Source organism: Wolbachia endosymbiont of Pentalonia nigronervosa (assembly GCF_014534705.1).
Lineage (GTDB): Bacteria > Pseudomonadota > Alphaproteobacteria > Rickettsiales > Anaplasmataceae > Wolbachia.
This window is the reverse complement of record NZ_JACVWV010000005.1, coordinates 25,165-42,722: the sequence shown is the minus strand read 5'-3', so window position 1 is coordinate 42,722 and position 17,558 is coordinate 25,165. Positions and strand designations below refer to the sequence as shown.

At 33.7% G+C, this 17,558-nt stretch carries 13 protein-coding genes, 1 tRNA gene and 1 pseudogene; 12 read left to right on the top strand and 3 right to left on the bottom strand.

The genetic code is table 11. From position 1 onward, the window contains the following. Positions 1 to 180 (top strand): transposase (locus tag IC220_RS01405; RefSeq protein ID WP_188152748.1); only part of this gene is annotated, 180 nt, incomplete at its 5' end. A 12-nt stretch (positions 181 to 192) separates the two neighbouring features. On the opposite strand, the pseudogene IC220_RS01400 reads toward IC220_RS01405, so the two are convergent. The 3 genes and pseudogenes from IC220_RS01400 to glpX form a co-directional block, all read right to left on the bottom strand. Further along, a pseudogene (locus IC220_RS01400) lies at positions 193 to 309 on the bottom strand (sugar phosphate nucleotidyltransferase); the annotation flags it as partial. A 100-nt stretch (positions 310 to 409) separates the two neighbouring features. After that, positions 410 to 1,528 (bottom strand): rod shape-determining protein RodA, encoded by a 1,119-nt coding sequence (gene rodA, locus IC220_RS01395; protein WP_369408744.1) that lies wholly within the window; start codon positions 1,526 to 1,528, stop codon positions 410 to 412. An 86-nt stretch (positions 1,529 to 1,614) separates the two neighbouring features. Continuing rightward, the gene (gene glpX / locus IC220_RS01390; RefSeq protein WP_188152823.1) at positions 1,615 to 2,538 is read right to left on the bottom strand and encodes a class II fructose-bisphosphatase; all 924 of its coding nucleotides are present in this window, start codon (positions 2,536 to 2,538) and stop codon (positions 1,615 to 1,617) included. A gap of 83 nt (positions 2,539 to 2,621) precedes the next feature. Between glpX and IC220_RS01385 the strand changes: the two genes are divergently transcribed. The 11 genes from IC220_RS01385 (at position 2,622) to IC220_RS01340 (ending at position 17,558) form a co-directional block, all read left to right on the top strand. Beyond that, positions 2,622 to 3,392 carry a hypothetical protein gene (locus IC220_RS01385; protein ID WP_188152821.1) on the top strand — a complete coding sequence of 257 codons (771 nt, stop codon included), beginning with the start codon at positions 2,622 to 2,624 and terminating at the stop codon, positions 3,390 to 3,392. A gap of 65 nt (positions 3,393 to 3,457) precedes the next feature. Continuing rightward, positions 3,458 to 4,129 carry a hypothetical protein gene (locus IC220_RS01380; RefSeq protein ID WP_188152820.1) on the top strand — a complete coding sequence of 224 codons (672 nt, stop codon included), beginning with the start codon at positions 3,458 to 3,460 and terminating at the stop codon, positions 4,127 to 4,129. A 316-nt stretch (positions 4,130 to 4,445) separates the two neighbouring features. Next, positions 4,446 to 4,913, top strand: coding sequence for a Holliday junction resolvase RuvX (gene ruvX / locus IC220_RS01375; RefSeq protein WP_188152819.1), 468 nt, complete (start codon positions 4,446 to 4,448; stop codon positions 4,911 to 4,913). A 17-nt stretch (positions 4,914 to 4,930) separates the two neighbouring features. Beyond that, entirely contained in the window at positions 4,931 to 5,803 is an 873-nt protein-coding gene (locus IC220_RS01370; RefSeq protein WP_188152818.1) for a biotin--[acetyl-CoA-carboxylase] ligase, read from the top strand. Then, positions 5,800 to 5,937 (top strand): CcmD-like small membrane protein, encoded by a 138-nt coding sequence (locus IC220_RS08220; RefSeq protein WP_458695326.1) that lies wholly within the window; start codon positions 5,800 to 5,802, stop codon positions 5,935 to 5,937. Before IC220_RS01370 ends, IC220_RS08220 begins: the two co-directional genes overlap by 4 nt. Further along, the gene (gene ccmE, locus IC220_RS01365) at positions 5,921 to 6,325 is read left to right on the top strand and encodes a cytochrome c maturation protein CcmE (RefSeq protein WP_188152817.1); all 405 of its coding nucleotides are present in this window, start codon (positions 5,921 to 5,923) and stop codon (positions 6,323 to 6,325) included. The genes IC220_RS08220 and ccmE overlap by 17 nt, the downstream gene beginning before the upstream one ends. A gap of 65 nt (positions 6,326 to 6,390) precedes the next feature. After that, positions 6,391 to 7,398, top strand: a complete 1,008-nt coding sequence (locus IC220_RS01360) for a hypothetical protein (protein WP_188152816.1) — start codon at positions 6,391 to 6,393, stop codon at positions 7,396 to 7,398. An 88-nt stretch (positions 7,399 to 7,486) separates the two neighbouring features. Next, a complete protein-coding gene (gene odhB / locus IC220_RS01355; RefSeq protein ID WP_188152815.1) occupies positions 7,487 to 8,647 on the top strand; it encodes a 2-oxoglutarate dehydrogenase complex dihydrolipoyllysine-residue succinyltransferase in 1,161 nt (386 codons plus the stop codon). A 9-nt stretch (positions 8,648 to 8,656) separates the two neighbouring features. Beyond that, positions 8,657 to 8,732, top strand: a tRNA-Lys gene (locus IC220_RS01350). Positions 8,733 to 8,835: 103 nt separating this feature from the next. Further along, positions 8,836 to 10,662 carry a hypothetical protein gene (locus IC220_RS01345; protein ID WP_188152814.1) on the top strand — a complete coding sequence of 609 codons (1,827 nt, stop codon included), beginning with the start codon at positions 8,836 to 8,838 and terminating at the stop codon, positions 10,660 to 10,662. Continuing rightward, complete coding sequence (locus IC220_RS01340) at positions 10,656 to 17,558, top strand: ankyrin repeat domain-containing protein (protein WP_188152813.1); 6,903 nt, start codon at positions 10,656 to 10,658, stop codon at positions 17,556 to 17,558. Before IC220_RS01345 ends, IC220_RS01340 begins: the two co-directional genes overlap by 7 nt.

The window sequence follows — 17,558 nt, the reverse complement described above, 5'->3', positions numbered from 1 at the left end:
CGTTCCAATAGAAAAACACCAAGAGAATACGATAAAGAGCTTTATAAAGAGAGAAATCTCATCGAAAGAATGTTCAATAAACTCAAGAATTTTCGTAGGGTTGCTACTCGTTATGATAAATTAGCTATTTCTTTCTTATCTTTTGTCCATATTGCTTCTATATATCTTTGGTTAAAATAAATGTCGACACTACCTAAGCAAAGTATCTTTAAACATAGTGTTATGACTAACCATCTTCTGGAATTGTTTTGGTTGAGGTAAGGGCCAAAGCCTATCGCCACTACCACCACACAATATTACAGGGCGCATGTTATTGTTAATGAAATTATTTAATATATTAATATTATATTAAATATACAATATACACAAGTTTTTATTCAAAATCTGTTATGGTGAATGGAGAAAGTGACTACTTCACTTCAGACTTCAGGACGGTATGAATGCTTTGTCTGCATGTAGCGCTAGGAGGATTGCGATTTAAGGTTGAAGTTAACACTAATCCTATACATATTAAACTTGCAGAAGTTGTACTGCCTCCGTAGGATAAAAATGGTAATGGATCACCTATAATAGGCAAAAGCCCTATAACCATTCCTACGTTTATCAAAAAATGAGCGCTAAAAAAAGCAAAAACTCCTATAGATACCAATTTGGCAAAATAATTTTGTGATCTGCAGGCAAGTGAAAATATCGTAATTAGCAATGAAGTATAGAGAAGAATTACAATCATACTACCCAAAAATCCCCATTCTTCACTAAGTACGGCAAAAGCAAAATCTGTACGTTTTTCCGGTAAAAACCCAAGTTGAGTTTGACTTCCATTAACAAACCCTTTACCAACTAAACCACCGGAACCTATAGCTATTTGTGATTGTTGTGCATTATAGCCCATGCCAAGTAGATCTACTGACGGATTTAAAAATGATGTGATCCTTTGTTTGTGATAATGATGTAAAAAAGGCCAAATGGCTGGTACCATCAAAATACCAAATACTCCGCAAATTACTAGGTGAGATCTTTTGATAACCACAGTGAATATCATTGATGCTCCTATCAACAACATTATCACAGAAGTTCCTAAATTAGGCTGCTTGAGTACTAAAAATATGGGTAAAAAGATAATTACGAATGCCATCAGCAATCTTTTAAACTCCATTATTTTGTACACACTTTGCTTATGAAAATAGCGGGCAAGTGCTAATATTAAACCTGCTTTGGCAAATTCTGAAGGTTGTACGCTAAAAAATCCTACTTTTAACCATCTTGTTGCACCCATTACATGTGAACCAAAGTAATTCACTGCCAGCAGCGAAATTACCGTTACTATGTAGATAACATAGGCATAAGATTCTAACTCTAAAAATAGCATGGCTACAACCAATGGTAAAGATGCACAAAATATAATTAATTGATGAATTGCAAATGGTGACCATTTTCCTCCAGCAGAAGAATACTGCACTGCTATACCGATTGCAAAAAGAGCAATTACATTAATGACTAATAACCAATGAATCTTTTCCAATTTAATTGTTGTACAAGCTTTCTATACTATAATAGAAGAAATTGAGAAAAACAGCTTTTTAAACTGGTTTTTTTCAAGAGGATAAAAGTACCTCATAAATAAGTTACAGTTTGGATTTTCATTATCCGATGAGGTAATATTACCAATGAACTGATAGAATAGCTGTCATGATTGAACTTGATACCATCTACAAGCTCACCATCTGTGATTCCAGTTGTAATAAATATTGATTCATCTTTCACCATATCGCTTATAGTGTAGATTTTTTCCGTATCGTGGATATTTAAATCCTTAGCTCTTTTCTTTAATGGTTCAGTATCAAATATCAATTTTCCTTCTATCTGTCCACCTAGTGAATTAAGCGCAGCAGCTGCAAGCACTCCTTCTGGTGCTCCTCCTATTCCAATGTACATATTTGAATTACCATTTATCAGTGAAACTACAGCAGCAATATCGCCATCATCTATTAGTTTAATTTTTGCTCCATATTTTCTAATTTTTGATATTAATTCATCATGTCTTTTGCGTTTTAATACAGTAACTATAAGATCACTTATTTTACATTCATTTGCTTGTGCCAAGTTATCTAAATTCTTTTCAATACTGTTATTGAGTGAAACTACACCTTGTGGAAGATTTTTTCCTACCGCTATTTTTTCCATATAGACATCAGGTGCATATAAAAAGTTGCCTTTTTTAGTTGCAGCAAGGGTAGACATCGCTCCTTGTTTATAATGAGCACAAATTGTAGTGCCTTCTAGTGGGTCAACAGCAATATCAATTTCGCACCCATTGCCAGTGCCTACTTTTTCTCCAACGTATAACATTGGTGCTGAATCTCTTTCACCTTCACCAATTACAATTGTACCATTTATTTCCATGGCATTGAGAGCTGTTCGCATTGCATCAACTGCAACTTGATCAGCCTTTTTTTCACCACCTAACCCTACAAGCTTATGTGCAGCAAACGCTGCAGACTCGGTTACTTTAATTAATTTATTAGCTAAATTTTCTATCATTTTAAAATTATGTATAACCTAAAATTGCAATAATTAGTTGATTATATCTAAAAAATTTAATATAATAAATAACTATAGTGATGTATTTTAACGCCATGCCACAAGACAACGATCAAAACTACAATGTAATTTACACATTATACTGTCATATTGATAGACACTTATGCCAAGATATTCGATACCCGGGGAATAATCAAGAGTCAAAAAATCTTCAAGATTTACAAAAAAGATTAAGGCAAGAACAGGAAATTAATCTATTGGAGAAATGTGGAAGTCAAACTTTAGGAGGAGAAGTTTTAAATCTTGCAGTTAAATGGAATAATTCACGTGTTGTTAAATTTCTTTTAATAAATATTAACAAAGAACAATCAAAACTTGATCTTAACAGTAAGGAATATAAAGAATATCAAACATTAAAGAAAAAAGCCAAAAAAATTGCCATTAAAAATGGTAACTCTGAAATAGTCAAGTTGTTTGCAGAGTATAAGGAAGTACCTAATAAAACTGAGAAGTGTAATACTGACAGTAAATCATGCGTTGAAACAATCGCTAAAAATCAAGAAAATACTTTTTATGATATTGATGCTAAAATAGTATCTTATTATCAGACAAGAAGGGATTTTCGTATTTCTCTAGTAAAAGATTACATGGGAGGTATGGCTACATTAGCTCTTATTGTTGCGTCTATCATGTCATCTTCTGACGCTTTTAAAGCGGTTTTTGGTGTTTTGGCTGTACTCGTTGCAATAGGTACTGGCTTGCATATAAAAAACTCTACAATACCAAGTTACGTGGAAATGCAAGAAAATAGTGTTGTATGTCTTAATCACTTAAATAGTATCGAATTATAATAATTTATTGATTATATCTAAAAATTTTAATATAATAAGTAATTATAGTTATATATTTGAAGGCTATGCCGCACAATAATGATCCAATCCATAAGTTATATGATGAGATTTTTAACCACACAATATTTGATAGCAAACTCAAGACTCTTAAGGATTTACAAGAAAAATTAGGACAAAAACAGGCAATTAACTTATTGGAGAAATGTGATAGTCAAACTTTAGGAGGAGGGGTTTTAAATTTTGCGGTTAAAACCAGGACTCTATGCGTTGTTGCATTTCTTTTAACAAATATTAGCATAGAACAATCAAAGCTCAAGCTTGAAAGTGAGTCATATAAAGAATATCAAGCATTAGTAGACAAAGCATACAAGATTTTGACTGATATGCCAGAGGATAAATCACAATGTGGATATCTAATTCCTACATGTTTTTATGCGTATTACATACAACGTAATTGTGATATTCACAAGAGGAAAATGCTTCAGGAGAGCAAGAGCAAAGATTTTTACACTTCTCTAGGACAAGATGGGATTAGGATTATTATTACAGGAGCACTTGTTGTTGCTGCTATTATGCACCCTTCTGACGCTTTTAAAGTGGTTTTTGGTGCCTTAGCTGTACTTGTTGCAATAGGTACTGGATTGCATATAAAAAATTCCACAATACCAAGTTACATGGACCTACAGAAAAATAGTATTGTAAATCTTAAGTCCTTGAATAGCTCCAAATCATTATAATTTATTGATTATTTATATTTAAAAATTTTGATACAATAAGTAATTATAGTTATATATTTGAAAGCCATTCCACAAGACGATGATCTCATTAGAAAATCATACTATGATATTAATAAATACACGGATGCTTATAGTTTGCAGGAAAGGAAATTTTCAAGACCATACATTTCCTGATTTATTTACACTTTCATCATACTCTGGAACCATACATCTTAGAAAAAATGTCACTATTGTTTACATATCTTGTTACTATACTTTACAAATCTATTGCTTCAATTTGAATCTTTTTTAAAATTTAAAATAATTTCGAAAGAAGATGCTACATAGAAACTTAGATGGATTTCTTAAATCTATTCCCAAAAATCAGCGTATCATGTGCCTTGATATGGGTGAAAAACAGGTGGGCATAGCATTTAGCGATACAACGCAATTAATAGCAACTGCACACAGCGTGTATCACAGGCAAAATACCAGCAAAGACTTAGGTTACTTTAATAAAATCTTCAAAGAAAATGAAGCTGGATCAATGGTAATAGGGCTGCCATTAGAGATGACTGGACAAGAAAATGCCTGGTGCAAAAAAATTATTTTATTTGCAAATAAAATAATAAAAAAATATAAGATAGATGTATATTTACAAGATGAAAGATTCTCAACATCTATGGCAATTCATACCCTCAAAATCACTAAAGTATCAATTATGAAATCAAAAAAAATAGACGATAAAATTGCTGCGTGTATCATTTTACAACGTACATTAGACCAAATCCCTAGGGATCTTTAAAGAAATATTTCTGAAAGATGACTTTTAAAACGTTTGCAGGATTTCACATTCATCACTACAAAGAAGTTGTGAGCACTAATATAGAAGCATTGGATTTAATTGATAAGAAAATAGCGAATGAAACTGCCATAATTGCCAATAAACAGACCGGTGGCAAAGGGCGCACAGGAAAAGTTTGGATTTCCCCTGAAGGAAATCTCTATGTAAGTTTGATAATAAATCAAGTCACAGATATAAATAAATTAACAGAGTTCACTTTTATTGCAGCTTTAGCTGTTGGCAGCACACTGTTATCATTAGACCTCTTGCAAAACCGATTTATGATGAGAAACGTTTTAGGAGAAACGCAGGCGAGCACCGCAGAATACTTAGATGTATTTGAGGAGCATAGGCAAGTTTTGACAACAAAATTGCCATCAGAAATAGGTTTTGCAAGAGGTCTATTAAAAAGTGATCTACATCTGCAATATAAGTGGCCTAATGATGTTTTGATTGATAACAAAAAAATCAGTGGAATATTATTAGAAAAAAAATTCAACTCAAATTGGCTGGTGATAGGAATTGGAATTAACATAACCTATGCACCACTCCCAGGAACAACTTGCATCAGTGATTACGGTAATTCTATATCAAATATAGATCTATTAAAGGAATTAATAATAAACTTTAACAGATTAAGAAAACAGTGGCTACTTTGTGGATTTTATGATATACAAAAAATGTGGTTAAAAAGAGCATTTAAGTTAAATGAGCAAGTTAGAATAAGGCTGGCTGATAAATTATACACGGGTACTTTTACTGATATAGACGAATACGGTAGATTAGTACTGCAGCAAGAAGATAAAAACTTGATTTACTTTAATGTTGGTGAATTGTTTGATATATTATGAATACATATGTAATTGCCGCTTACTTTTTGAGTTTTACATTGATTATTGGAGAGCTTATTTTTACATTTCATTGTCATAGAAAAAGTAAGAGGATTTTAGAAGATATAAAAAAAAGTAATGAAGAAAAAACATAAGAGGTTACTTATAGCTTCAGGAGTTTTCTGTTTTTTAAGTTGTATAGTTTTTTTCACTTTAGTAACTCTTAGGGACAATATTTCATTTTTTTATACGGTTAGTGAAGCACCAAGTACAGAAAAATCCATACGTATCGGGGGGATGGTAATTGAAGGCAGTGTTGTTCATAATGAAAGTGAAGTGATCTTTCACATAACAGATTTTAACAAAAGCGTGAAAGTGATATATAAAGGAATACTTCCACCTATGTTCTCAGAAAAAAGAGGTGTTGTTGTACAAGGCAGAATGATTGATGATAATACATTTTTGGCAGATACAGTGTTTGCAAAACATGATGAAAACTATATGCCACCTTCTAAAGAGTTACAAAAATCGTTAATATATTAATAATATTGACTAAATCAGATATATTGTAGTATAATATACCAGTTCGTAATTTTATTATAGTTAATATGACTGGTGCAGGTAACCCGAATAAAACTGATGCAAACAATAAATTGAATGTATCTGGTACAAACGAATCGGATAACAAGAACTCGACAACTGATCAATGGGGTTTTTTGCGTGCTTTTTGGCCAAGGATTAAACAAAAGAAGGATCAAGGGGATTTTTTTCATGAATTCTGGTTAGGAATTGAAGGAGAGAAATCAAAGAAATTAAAATTAGAAGGAAAAATATTAAATCTAAAAAGAAGAGAGCTGTGGAGACAATATACATCACTTGCTACAATGGCTCCATTTGCAGTACTTATGGCCATTAAACTAGAAGCAGCGTGCAGTGATGTGGTACTGTTAGGCCTTATAAATAATGCACTAAATCATACACTAATACCTTTTACAGCATTATCCCTTATTTGCACATTATATTTAATTTACAATAGCAGGAAAATAAAGCAAAAAGAACAAGAATTAAGAGGTCTTGAAAACAAAAAGGGAATGAAAGAAAGTGGTGTTCCTTACAGTAAAGATGATTATGTAAACTGTGTTGATGCTTTTACCTCTACATTAGTTATCTTAGGTGGCATAGTTAGTCAAGTATCGGGACAAGATATAATAGAAGATTCGATCCTCTTATTTTCTAACATAGTTGGTCTTTGCATAGCCTGTGCTTTCTTGCATAGTGAATGTAAAAAAATTAAGGATGAGAAATCTGACGAAAAAACTAGTAATATAAATGCAGCTACGTTTATTTTTGCTGGTGCTTTTTCATTATTGGTCAGAAGGATAACGTTAATGGCAACAGAACCATCTATGTATATCGACATTATAGGCCCTACTCTTGGTTTAATCGGAATCTTGAGTATTATAATAGGATGCATACTAAATACACGCTCCTACAGCAGTAAGTTGGAAGACGTAAAAGTGACAAAAGAAACAGCAATGGGAACTGGGGTTCATACCGTTGGCTGTTATGAGAGAGAATTCAATAATAATAGTGAACTGGGCAATCCTCCTATCTAACATATGTGACATCGCAATTTATTAGTTTATCGCAATCTTTTTTTCGTGTATAAGTAATCTATGGAGAATTTATACAAAAGGTTGTTTCATGAGCAAAATTATAGAAATTAGAGCACCAAAAACTCTTGGTGGTGAGTCAGTCACAGAAGGGATAATTAAAATTAAAAAAAATGTCGGGGAAGAAGTTACAGTAGATGACTTAATCTTTGAAATCGAAACTGATAAAACAGCACTTGAATTAAATGCAGAAAGCTCTGGTCACATAATCGAATTTGCCGTTAAGGAAGATGATGTAATTAGTCCAGGACAACTATTAGCAAAATTTGCTGTTGGTGAAGCTCCAAAAGAAGAAATAAAAAAGGAAGTTGAAGTAAAAAAAGAAGAGAGAAAAGATGCCCCATCAGCTCGTAAAATCATGGAAGAAAATGCGATTAATCCAGAAAGTGTTAAAGGCACAGGGATGGGCGAAAGAATCACCAAAGCGGATGTTATTGGCCATATAAGTAAAGCTGAGCAACCTCTAGCAAAACAATCAAAAATCAGTGGTGAAGGAAGAGAAGAACGAGTGAAAATGAGCAAAATAAGGCAAATAATAGCTTCTCGCTTAAAAGCATCACAAAATACTGCTGCAATATTAACTACATTCAATGAAGTTGATATGAAAAACGTAATGGATTTACGAGCAAAGTATAAAGAAATCTTTGAGAAGAGATATGGAATAAAATTGGGGTTTATGTCGTTCTTTATAAAAGCAGCGGTACAAGCGTTAAAGGAAATTCCTGAAATTAATGCTGAGATTTCTGGGGATGAAATTATATATAAACACTATTATGATATAGGTGTTGCAGTCGGTACTGATAAAGGTCTTGTCGTACCGGTTATTCGTGATGCAGATAAGCTGTCAGTTGCTGAAATAGAGTCAACTTTGGTTGCCCTTGGTAAAAAAGCTCGTGAAGGCAAGTTACAGGTATCTGAAATGGAAGGTGCAACATTTACCATTTCAAATGGCGGAGTATACGGATCATTACTTTCGACACCTATTATCAACCCTCCTCAATCTGGAATACTTGGAATGCATGCAATACAAAATAGACCGGTTGCCATTGGCAGTTCTATGGAGATAAGGCCTATGATGTATACTGCTCTATCTTATGATCATAGAATTGTTGACGGCAAAGGAGCTGTGACTTTTCTTGTAAAAATTAAAAACTATATTGAGGATCCAAGTAGACTGGTTTTAGAAATATAAAACTCATAAGATCCCATAGCTCAGTTGGTAGAGCGGCTGACTCTTAATCAGTAGGTCGTGTGTTCAAATCACACTGGGATCACCAATTTTTATCACATAATTAGACCTCAAAAAAAACTATTGACACTAAAAATACCTGTGCTAAAATGAGGCCATATCTAGTATACATAATTTTAGGCGGAGGTAAAATGGGAATAAATCAACAGCAACAATCAACTAGTGAAAGAGGTCTGTTTGATATCAAGCAAAAAGATTTCAGCAATGAAACTATAAATTTTGGTGAAAGTGGTATTGAGGCACTAAAACGGTCAAAACGTAATCCTATCCCTATTCCCATAATAACAGTTGCGGTTAGAAAGTTACTTCAAAAATGGATTCAACAGTATACCCTACCCGTTGCAGATACAGGTTGGTCTTGGTCCAGGCCAAATGAAGAGTTTAAAAGTCTTGTTACAGGTTTAAGTGACGATCTGAAGTCGATAAGGGAAAATTTCAATAAAAGTTTTGTGGATCTTGATGACCCAATAACTTGTAAAAATGAGCAAGTGTTTGATGCTACTAAAAAGTTTAGAGCTATTCTTGGTTTTATTCAGAAAATAGTCGATGATCCTCAAGCCATTCAAAATATTTCTGCACAAGTGGCTGAGAATTATTGGGCTATTAATAGAAATTATGAACTTCTTTTAGATAATCACATAGCTAGTCAGGCACTGCTTCTTACTAACGCTGGCTTTCTCATGGGCATTACTTCTATATCTATGATGACTAACAGTCAGTTAGATAGAAGCTATGAAACCACCAAAGTAGTAGAAGCTAAAGTAGATAGAAATTATGATGTCATTAAAAGAGCAGAAAGTAAAGTAGACAGAAATCTTGAAGTAATGCTGTCAGGACTTAAAGCATTAGAGTGTAACTTCGGAAATATGATAGAAAAAAAGTTTAGAGAAGTTATTAACTCTGTTAGACATACAAAAATAGAAGGTATTACCTCAGAATTAATTACTGTTATTAGGAATTTTATACACGAAAAAAATGCTATCAGAAATTTAACTCACGACCAATATATTACTAAATTTGCAGAAATAAATGGCATTTTATCTCGTCTGCAAAACTCTCGAATGCCACAATCAGGAAGCTTGCATACACTCTTGTATGGTATCATCAATCAAAGGTTTGCTATTCCGGAAAATTCTGATGATAAAATAGCATTTACTGCACTTGGTTTATTATGTTTTGGCACTGAAACTTACATTTCTATAATGTCCTTTTTACTTGAAGAATATAGCTACCTTGCTGATCTTCATTATCAAGAAAGTGATGTAGAAAAATATAATCATTACTTTTCTTCAATTTTAACAACTTTTAATGATTTTAAGGACTCATTGGTTGGTAACGATGGTTTAATTGATGCAGTGGTTAATATATTAAATGAGGTAAAGTCTTATGATTTCATTAAAGATGAAAGAGAAGACATAGTAAAATTTGTATCAGGAAAAATAGATTATTTAAGTTCGGTTAAATCGCAACTTATAGAAATAAGTGTCCTGTCTCAAGAAAAGCCAGCAAGAAAAATAAAATATGATTTTTCTAACTCACAAGTGAACACACCTATTGGAAAGTGGCAAGATGGAAGAAAAGTTAGCTATGCAGTACAATTTCAAGATAATGATACTTACTACCCAATTGGTGAATGGTCCACACCATATACAGTATATGGCAAAGCAAATCCACTGCTTGATATAGGAAGTGATCCACAAGGAAGAACTCGTCTTATCTTTAGAAAATTTGATAATGATAAACCCGAACTGGTTGGTATCGTTGAAGACAGCAATCAAAGAGAATTTAGAGATATTAGCAGAGATTTTTATAATGCTGCTTCAGAGCCAAATGAAAATATGGCCATCAATGAAATGGAGATTTTGCTTGAAAATGGCGCCAATGTTAATGCCAGATATAAAAAGACAGACAGGCAATTCATGCTGCTGCAGAAAGTGGTAATTCTAATATTATGCTAACTTTTAAAAATATGGGTACTGATGTTAATTCAAGAGATATAAACGGTTATGCTCCCATTCATATAGCTGCTGAAATGGGTTACGAGGGTTTTATGCAGGATCTGATAAATAATGGTGCAGACATCAATGCAAAAACTAATTCTGATTGGACAGCCTTACATATTGCTGCTGAAAAAGGTCATGTAAGCACTATTGCTAATCTCATGCAAGATGAAGGTGATATTAATGCAAAAACTAAAGGAGGCTTCACTCCTTTGCATATTGCTGCTTCCTTCGGCAAAAATAATGTCATTACTTCCTTATCCCAAAATAGTAGAATTGATATTAATGCACAATCCGAAACAGGATTAACACCGTTACATTTAGCAGTAATTGGTGAATATAATGATGCTGTTGAAGCATTATTAGTCAATTATAGAATTGAAGCTAATGCTAAAGCTAAAGGTGGTTTGACAGCTTTACATTTTGCATCCCTGACTGGTAATTTAGCAATTGTTAAATTTATGATCGGGCATTATAGAGTTAATATTAATCAAAAATCAACTGATGGTTGGACTGCACTACATTTAGCCATCGAATCTAGAAAAGAAAATGTTGCTTTGGAGTTATTATCAATCAACACCATAGAAGTAAGCATCAGAGGGAAAGATGATTTAACCCCACTACATCTTGCAGCATCAAGTGGACAGGGTAATATTGTATCAAAACTTCTAGATAAAGATGCATCAACTGAAGATGTAGATAAATACAATTATACACCTCTTCACTTTGCCATTGAAAATGGTAATTTGGACGTAGTGAAACGTCTTGTTGAAAAAGGTGCTAATCTATATGCAGTACAGAAAGACGATTATACTTCTTTAAGTCTTGCTGCTTATCATGGTAAGTTAAATATTGTACAATTTTTAGTCAATAACAAAGGTGTTGATGTTAATACCAAAAATAAGAATGGTATGGCTCCTATAGATTTTGCAGCTAGCCGTGGCTATTTTGATATAGTTGAGTTTTTTACAGATAAAGGTGCACAAGGATCTGCTCTACACTGGGCTGCTTATGGCGGTCATTTTAATATAGTTAAATACCTCGTAGATGAAAAACACTTTGATTTCAAAAAAGCAGATAAATATGGCAATATCCCCGTGCATATTGCCGCTTTACGAGGTCATTTCAGTGTGGTTAAGTACTTTATAGATCAAAAACAAGTAGATTTAAATACAGAAAGCAATGGTTACACACCTTTTCTCCTTGCTGTTTTAGGCGGTAATTTGGACATAATCAAGTATTTCGTAGATGAAAAGAATGTTAAATTAACTCATAAGGATGACAATAATGGCAACACAGTATTACATTTAGCAGCTTTAAATAGTAATTTAGGTGTCATAAAATATCTGATAAAAAAGGGCGCAGATGTAAGTGCTATTGATAATTATGGTAACACTCCTCTATTTCTAGCTGCCGCAAGAGGTCATCTAGATATGGTAACATATCTTATTCAAAAAGGAGCTGATTTAAGAGCTGCTAACAATTATGGCAACTCTCTTCTACACTTTGCTAGTTGGGGTAATCACTTTAATGTAGCGAAATATCTTATAGAAAAAGGTGTTGATTTTAATGTTACTAATGAGAATGGAGATACTTCGCTACATTTAGCTGCTTCTTCTGGTAACTTGGATTTAGTTAAATACCTAATAGACAAAGGAGCAAGTTTAACAGCTACCAGTAAGGATGGCTATACTCCTTTGCATATGGCTGCTGCTAGTGGTAACTTAGATATAGTAAAATACCTTCTTGAGCAAGGAATCAATATTCACACTAGAATTATCAAGAGTAATAAAGAAAGCAATAATGGTAAAACAGCTCTACATATAGCTGCACAAAACGGTAGATTAGATGTGGTAGAATATCTTATAAAAGAAAATGCTGATATTGGCTCTCGGAATGATAGCGGTAAAACACCAAGAGATCTAGCTATCGACACTGATGTGGTAAAGTTTTTAGAAAAAGCACAACTTAATCTCAATCTACTTAATGCTATAAAGCAAGGTAATTTTGATAAGGTAGAAAAATATTCCAATCAAGGAGCAAGCTTAAAAGTTAAAGACAAGAATGGTAATACTTTACAAGAGATAGCTACTCGAAATGGCAATACTAAAATAATAGAATTTTTAAAACAAAAGGAACTCGATTTCAACCTCATCAATGCTGTAAAGCAAGATAATCCTGGCATGGTTAAAAAGTACATTCTTCGTGGAGCAAATTTTGAAGTTCAAGATAAAGATGGCCATAGTCTTCTATATTTAGCTGCTCAGAACTACTACATAGAGCAACTTCTGCATCAGGCGCGATTTAACCTCGATCTAATAAATGCTGTAAAGCGAGGTGATCTTGATAAGGCTAAATGTGCTAGTGCAGATGCTAGTCTAGATACTAAAGACAAGGATAGTAATACCCTTCTGCACTTAGCTGCTTTTGGTGGTCATTTAGATATAGTAAAATACCTTATAGAAAAAGGAGCTGATTTAAATGCTACTAATAAAAACAACGGTACTCCTTTGCATGCAGCTGCTTCGAATGGCAAGCTAAATGTAGTAGAATATCTCATAGAGGAAAAAAGAGTAAATCTTGAGGTCCAAGACAAAGATGGTAATACTTCTTTAAGCTTAACTGTTCGTGGTAGTCACTTGGATGTAGTCGAGTATCTTGTAGAAAAAGGAGCTAATTTAAGTGTTACTAACAAGAGTGGCAATACTCCTATGTATGAAGCTATATCTTTTGATATAGTAAAATATCTGGCAGAGAAAGGAGCTAATATTAATGCTGTTAATAGGAATGGCTTTACTCTTCTCCATGTGGCTGCTGCTAATGGCAATTTAGATGTAGTAAAATATTTGATAGAGGAAAAAAGAACAAATATTGACGCTAAAGACAAGAGTGGTAATTCTCCTTTAGATTTAGCCACCCAAAATGGTTATTTAGACATAGTGAAATACCTTGCAGGAAAAGGAGCTGATATATCTACTTTAAATAATCTCTTGAATTCAATTAAAGCTGTGGTGGATGAAAGGACTACCAGCTCTAGTATGCGCAATGATAATGATGTGAAGCTTGATAGATCTATAGTATGCGAGCAAGATAGAAACTCACATGCAAAATTTAGTTATTTTTTCAAGTCTAGAAAATTACATATACGTAATAATGCTACAGAGGAAAGTGCAATTATTCCTGATGATTTTCTCTCATTGAAAGTAGTGGAGGACAATTCTGACAATAGTAAGAAATTAGCTTTTAGCGATATGTTAGGGAGTTTATTTTTTGAGCATAAGAGGCACAATTCAAGTGATAACTTTTCTTCTGAGTGTAGTTTTATTTATACTCACTCCATAGAGACGCAGAAATGCTTTGATTTGAATGATTATCCTTCTAGACATCAGCCAACTTTCCAACTCAGTCAAGGCAGTGAAAGTTCTGTTGATATATATACAACTGCAAAGCAGAAAATTGGCACTTTAGTTAATGAAATTAATTTCCATAAACGTGATGATTTTTGTTATACAAGTTATTACAAAGAGCTAGTAGGTCATGATCATTATTCCTATGAAGTAACAAAAAATGTACATCTAACTATAAATACTAATGGCAATACTTCTCTACATGCAGCTGCCTTGAGTGGTTACTTGAGTACAGTGAAGTATTTTGTAAATAAAGGAGTTAATTTAAATGTTGTCAACAAAGATAGATGGTCTCCTCTACACATTGCTGCTCAGGCAGGCCATTTGGATATAGTTAAATACTTGGTAGAAAAAGGAGCTGATTTAAGTGCTACCGACAGTCGTGACGCTAACCCTATACATTTGGCTGCTGCTAGTGGTAGGTTAGATGTAGTGCAATATTTTGTAGAAAAAGGAGCCAATATTCATACCAGGATGATCAAAAATAATTGCGGTGACACAGTTTTACACCTGGCTGCCAAAAGCGGTAATCTAGATATGGTAAAATACCTGATAGAAGCAGGAGCATATTTAAATGATACCGACAAGTATGCTTATACTCCTCTATATGTTGCTAGTTCCTTAGATATAGTGAAGTATCTTGTGGAAGAAAAAAAAGCTAGTATAAATACTACCACTAGGGATGGAAGTATACCTCTACATCAAGCTGCTTATGATGGCAGACTGGATATAGTAAGGTACTTTATAGAAGAAAAAGGGGCTAATTTACATGTTACTACTAATGATGGAAGCACTCCTCTACATCAAGCTGCTTACAGTGGTAAATTAGACATAATGAGGTATTTGATAGAAGAAAAGGGATACAGCTTAAATGTTAAAGATAATAGCGGCAAAACACCTCTATATCTTGCTGCTCAAGAAGGCCATTTAGATATAGTAAAATACCTTGTAGAGCAAGGAGCTGACTTAAATGCCACTGATAAGTTTCATTACACTCCTTTACACGCAGCTGCAGCAGCAGGTCAACTAGACATGGTTAAATATTTTATAGAAGAAAAAAGAGTTAATTTAAATGTTAAAGATAATAGCGGTAAAATACCTCTATACTTTGCTGTTCAAGAAGGTGAATTGGATGTAGTAAAATATCTTGTAGAAGAAAAAGGAGCTAACGTTAATGCCAAGGATGATCATGATTATACACCTTTACATATTGCTGCTAGAGCAGGCAAATTAGACGTAGTTAGATATCTTGCAGCAAGAGATGCTGATGTAAATGCTAGGAACTATGATTGTAATACTGCTCTGCATTTTGCTGCTCAACATGATTCATTTGATGTAGTAAAATATCTTATGGAGAAAGGAGCTGATATACAGGCTGCTAATAAATACGGCAATACTCCTTCAGATTCAGCAACCTCAACACAAGTAAAAAACTTTTTAATGCAATTACAGCTTGATGTCAACTTAGTGAATGCTGTAAAGCAAGGTAACCTTGTTTTGGTTAAAAAATACATTAGTAAAGGAGCAAGCCTCGATGCTAAAGATAAAAGTGGTAATACTTTACTAAGTTTAGCTGCACAAAACACTGATATAGTACTATTTTTGAGACAAGCTTATAAACTCAATTTAGGAATAATAACCGCTGCAAAGCAAGGTAATCTTGGTTTGATTAAAGAGTATATTAGTAAAGGGGTTAACCTAAATACTAAAGATAACGATGGGAATACACCTTTGCACTTGGCTGCTTATTGGAATAAACTGGATGTAGTGAAATATCTCGTTGATGAGAAAGGAGCTGATTTTACTCTTAAAGACAACTATGGTAGAACTCCTTTACACTTGGCAATTCGAAATGGTAATTTAGATACTGTTAAGTACCTTATTGATACTAAAGGGGCTGATTTTACTCTGAAAGACGATAATGATGGCTGGAGTCCTTTACATTTTGCTGTTTATTCAGGTAAGCTGAATGTAGTGAAATACCTTGTTGATGAGAAAGGAGCTAGCTTTAATCTTGAAGATAATTATGGCAGAACCCCTTTACACTGGGCTGCTGAAAATGGTAATTTAGATATTGTAAAATACCTTATTGATACTAAAGGAGCTGATTTTAATTTCAAAGCCAATGGTGGTTGGACTCCTTTACATTTAGCTGCTAACAATGGTCATTTAAGTACTGTAAAATACCTTATTGATGACAAAGGAGCTAATTTTACTCTCAAAGCCCATGATGGTTGGACTCCTTTACACTTGGCTGCTAGTAATGGTTACTTAGACACTGTCAAATACCTTATTGATACTAAGGGGGCTGATTTTACTCTTAAAGCTAATGATAGTTGGACTCCTTTACACTCAGCTGCTGCTCATGGTAAATTAGATGTAGTAAAATACCTTATTGACACTAAGAAAGCTGATTTTACCCTCAAAGCTCATGATGGTTGGACTCCTTTACACTTGGCTGCTAGCAATGGTCACTTAGATACTGTCAAATACCTTATTGATACTAAGGGGGTTGATTTTACCCTTAAAGACGATTATGGCTGGACTCTTTTACACAAAGCTGCCTCTTTTGGTAATCCAGATGTAGTAAAATACCTTGTTGATACTAAGGGTGCTGATTTTACTCTTAAAGCCAATGATGGTAGTACCCCTTTGCATTTAGCAGCTTCTTCTGGTAAATTAAGTGTAGTAAAATACCTTATAGAGAAAGGAGCTGATATTTATGTTAAGGATGAGTATGGCAGAACTCCTTTATCTTTAATTGGTCCGCGGAGAGTAGAATTAATTCACTATCTTGAATCAAAAGGCACACACCGTTTTCGTCGCAGTGAGAAGAGATCAAAACCTCAGATAAAGGGTGTAGCAACCCCAATTTGTCATGGTGCTGGCAGGCATGTAACAAGTGGAGCAGGCAGAGTAACAGCATGGATACCTCAATGGATCATGCAAGGAATATATAATCTTATCAGTGAAAAATCAGCAATAGATCTACCTGTAGGGCACGAAGGAGCAAAAGAAAGAATACAAGGAAATGTGGGACAATTTAGCACAGAAGCGTGTATGCAAAATAATGTCAGCGTAGGATTGCTCTTGTTACAAAACTTTTTTGATAGAAATTATCCTCTTCCCAAGTTTCAGGACATAACTTCCAAAGAAGCACTAGGTTATTCATTAAATATTATAGAAAAATTTGAACAAGTAATAAGTAAATCCTGCAATATGCCAGCAGATGAGCTTATTGATCTTGCTGAAATGCAGTCAAAAATATATTACGCTATCAAGAGTGGTCATGGTAACAAAGTTCCAGATATACTCCTAACGTATGCAACATCTGCAATAGAGTCAAGAAAAGCTGAAGAGATTTGTAAACATACTGAATCTACCGCTAAAACTTGTTTGAATAATGTAACAATAAAAAATCTGTTCTGTTATGGTCGAGCCATATAA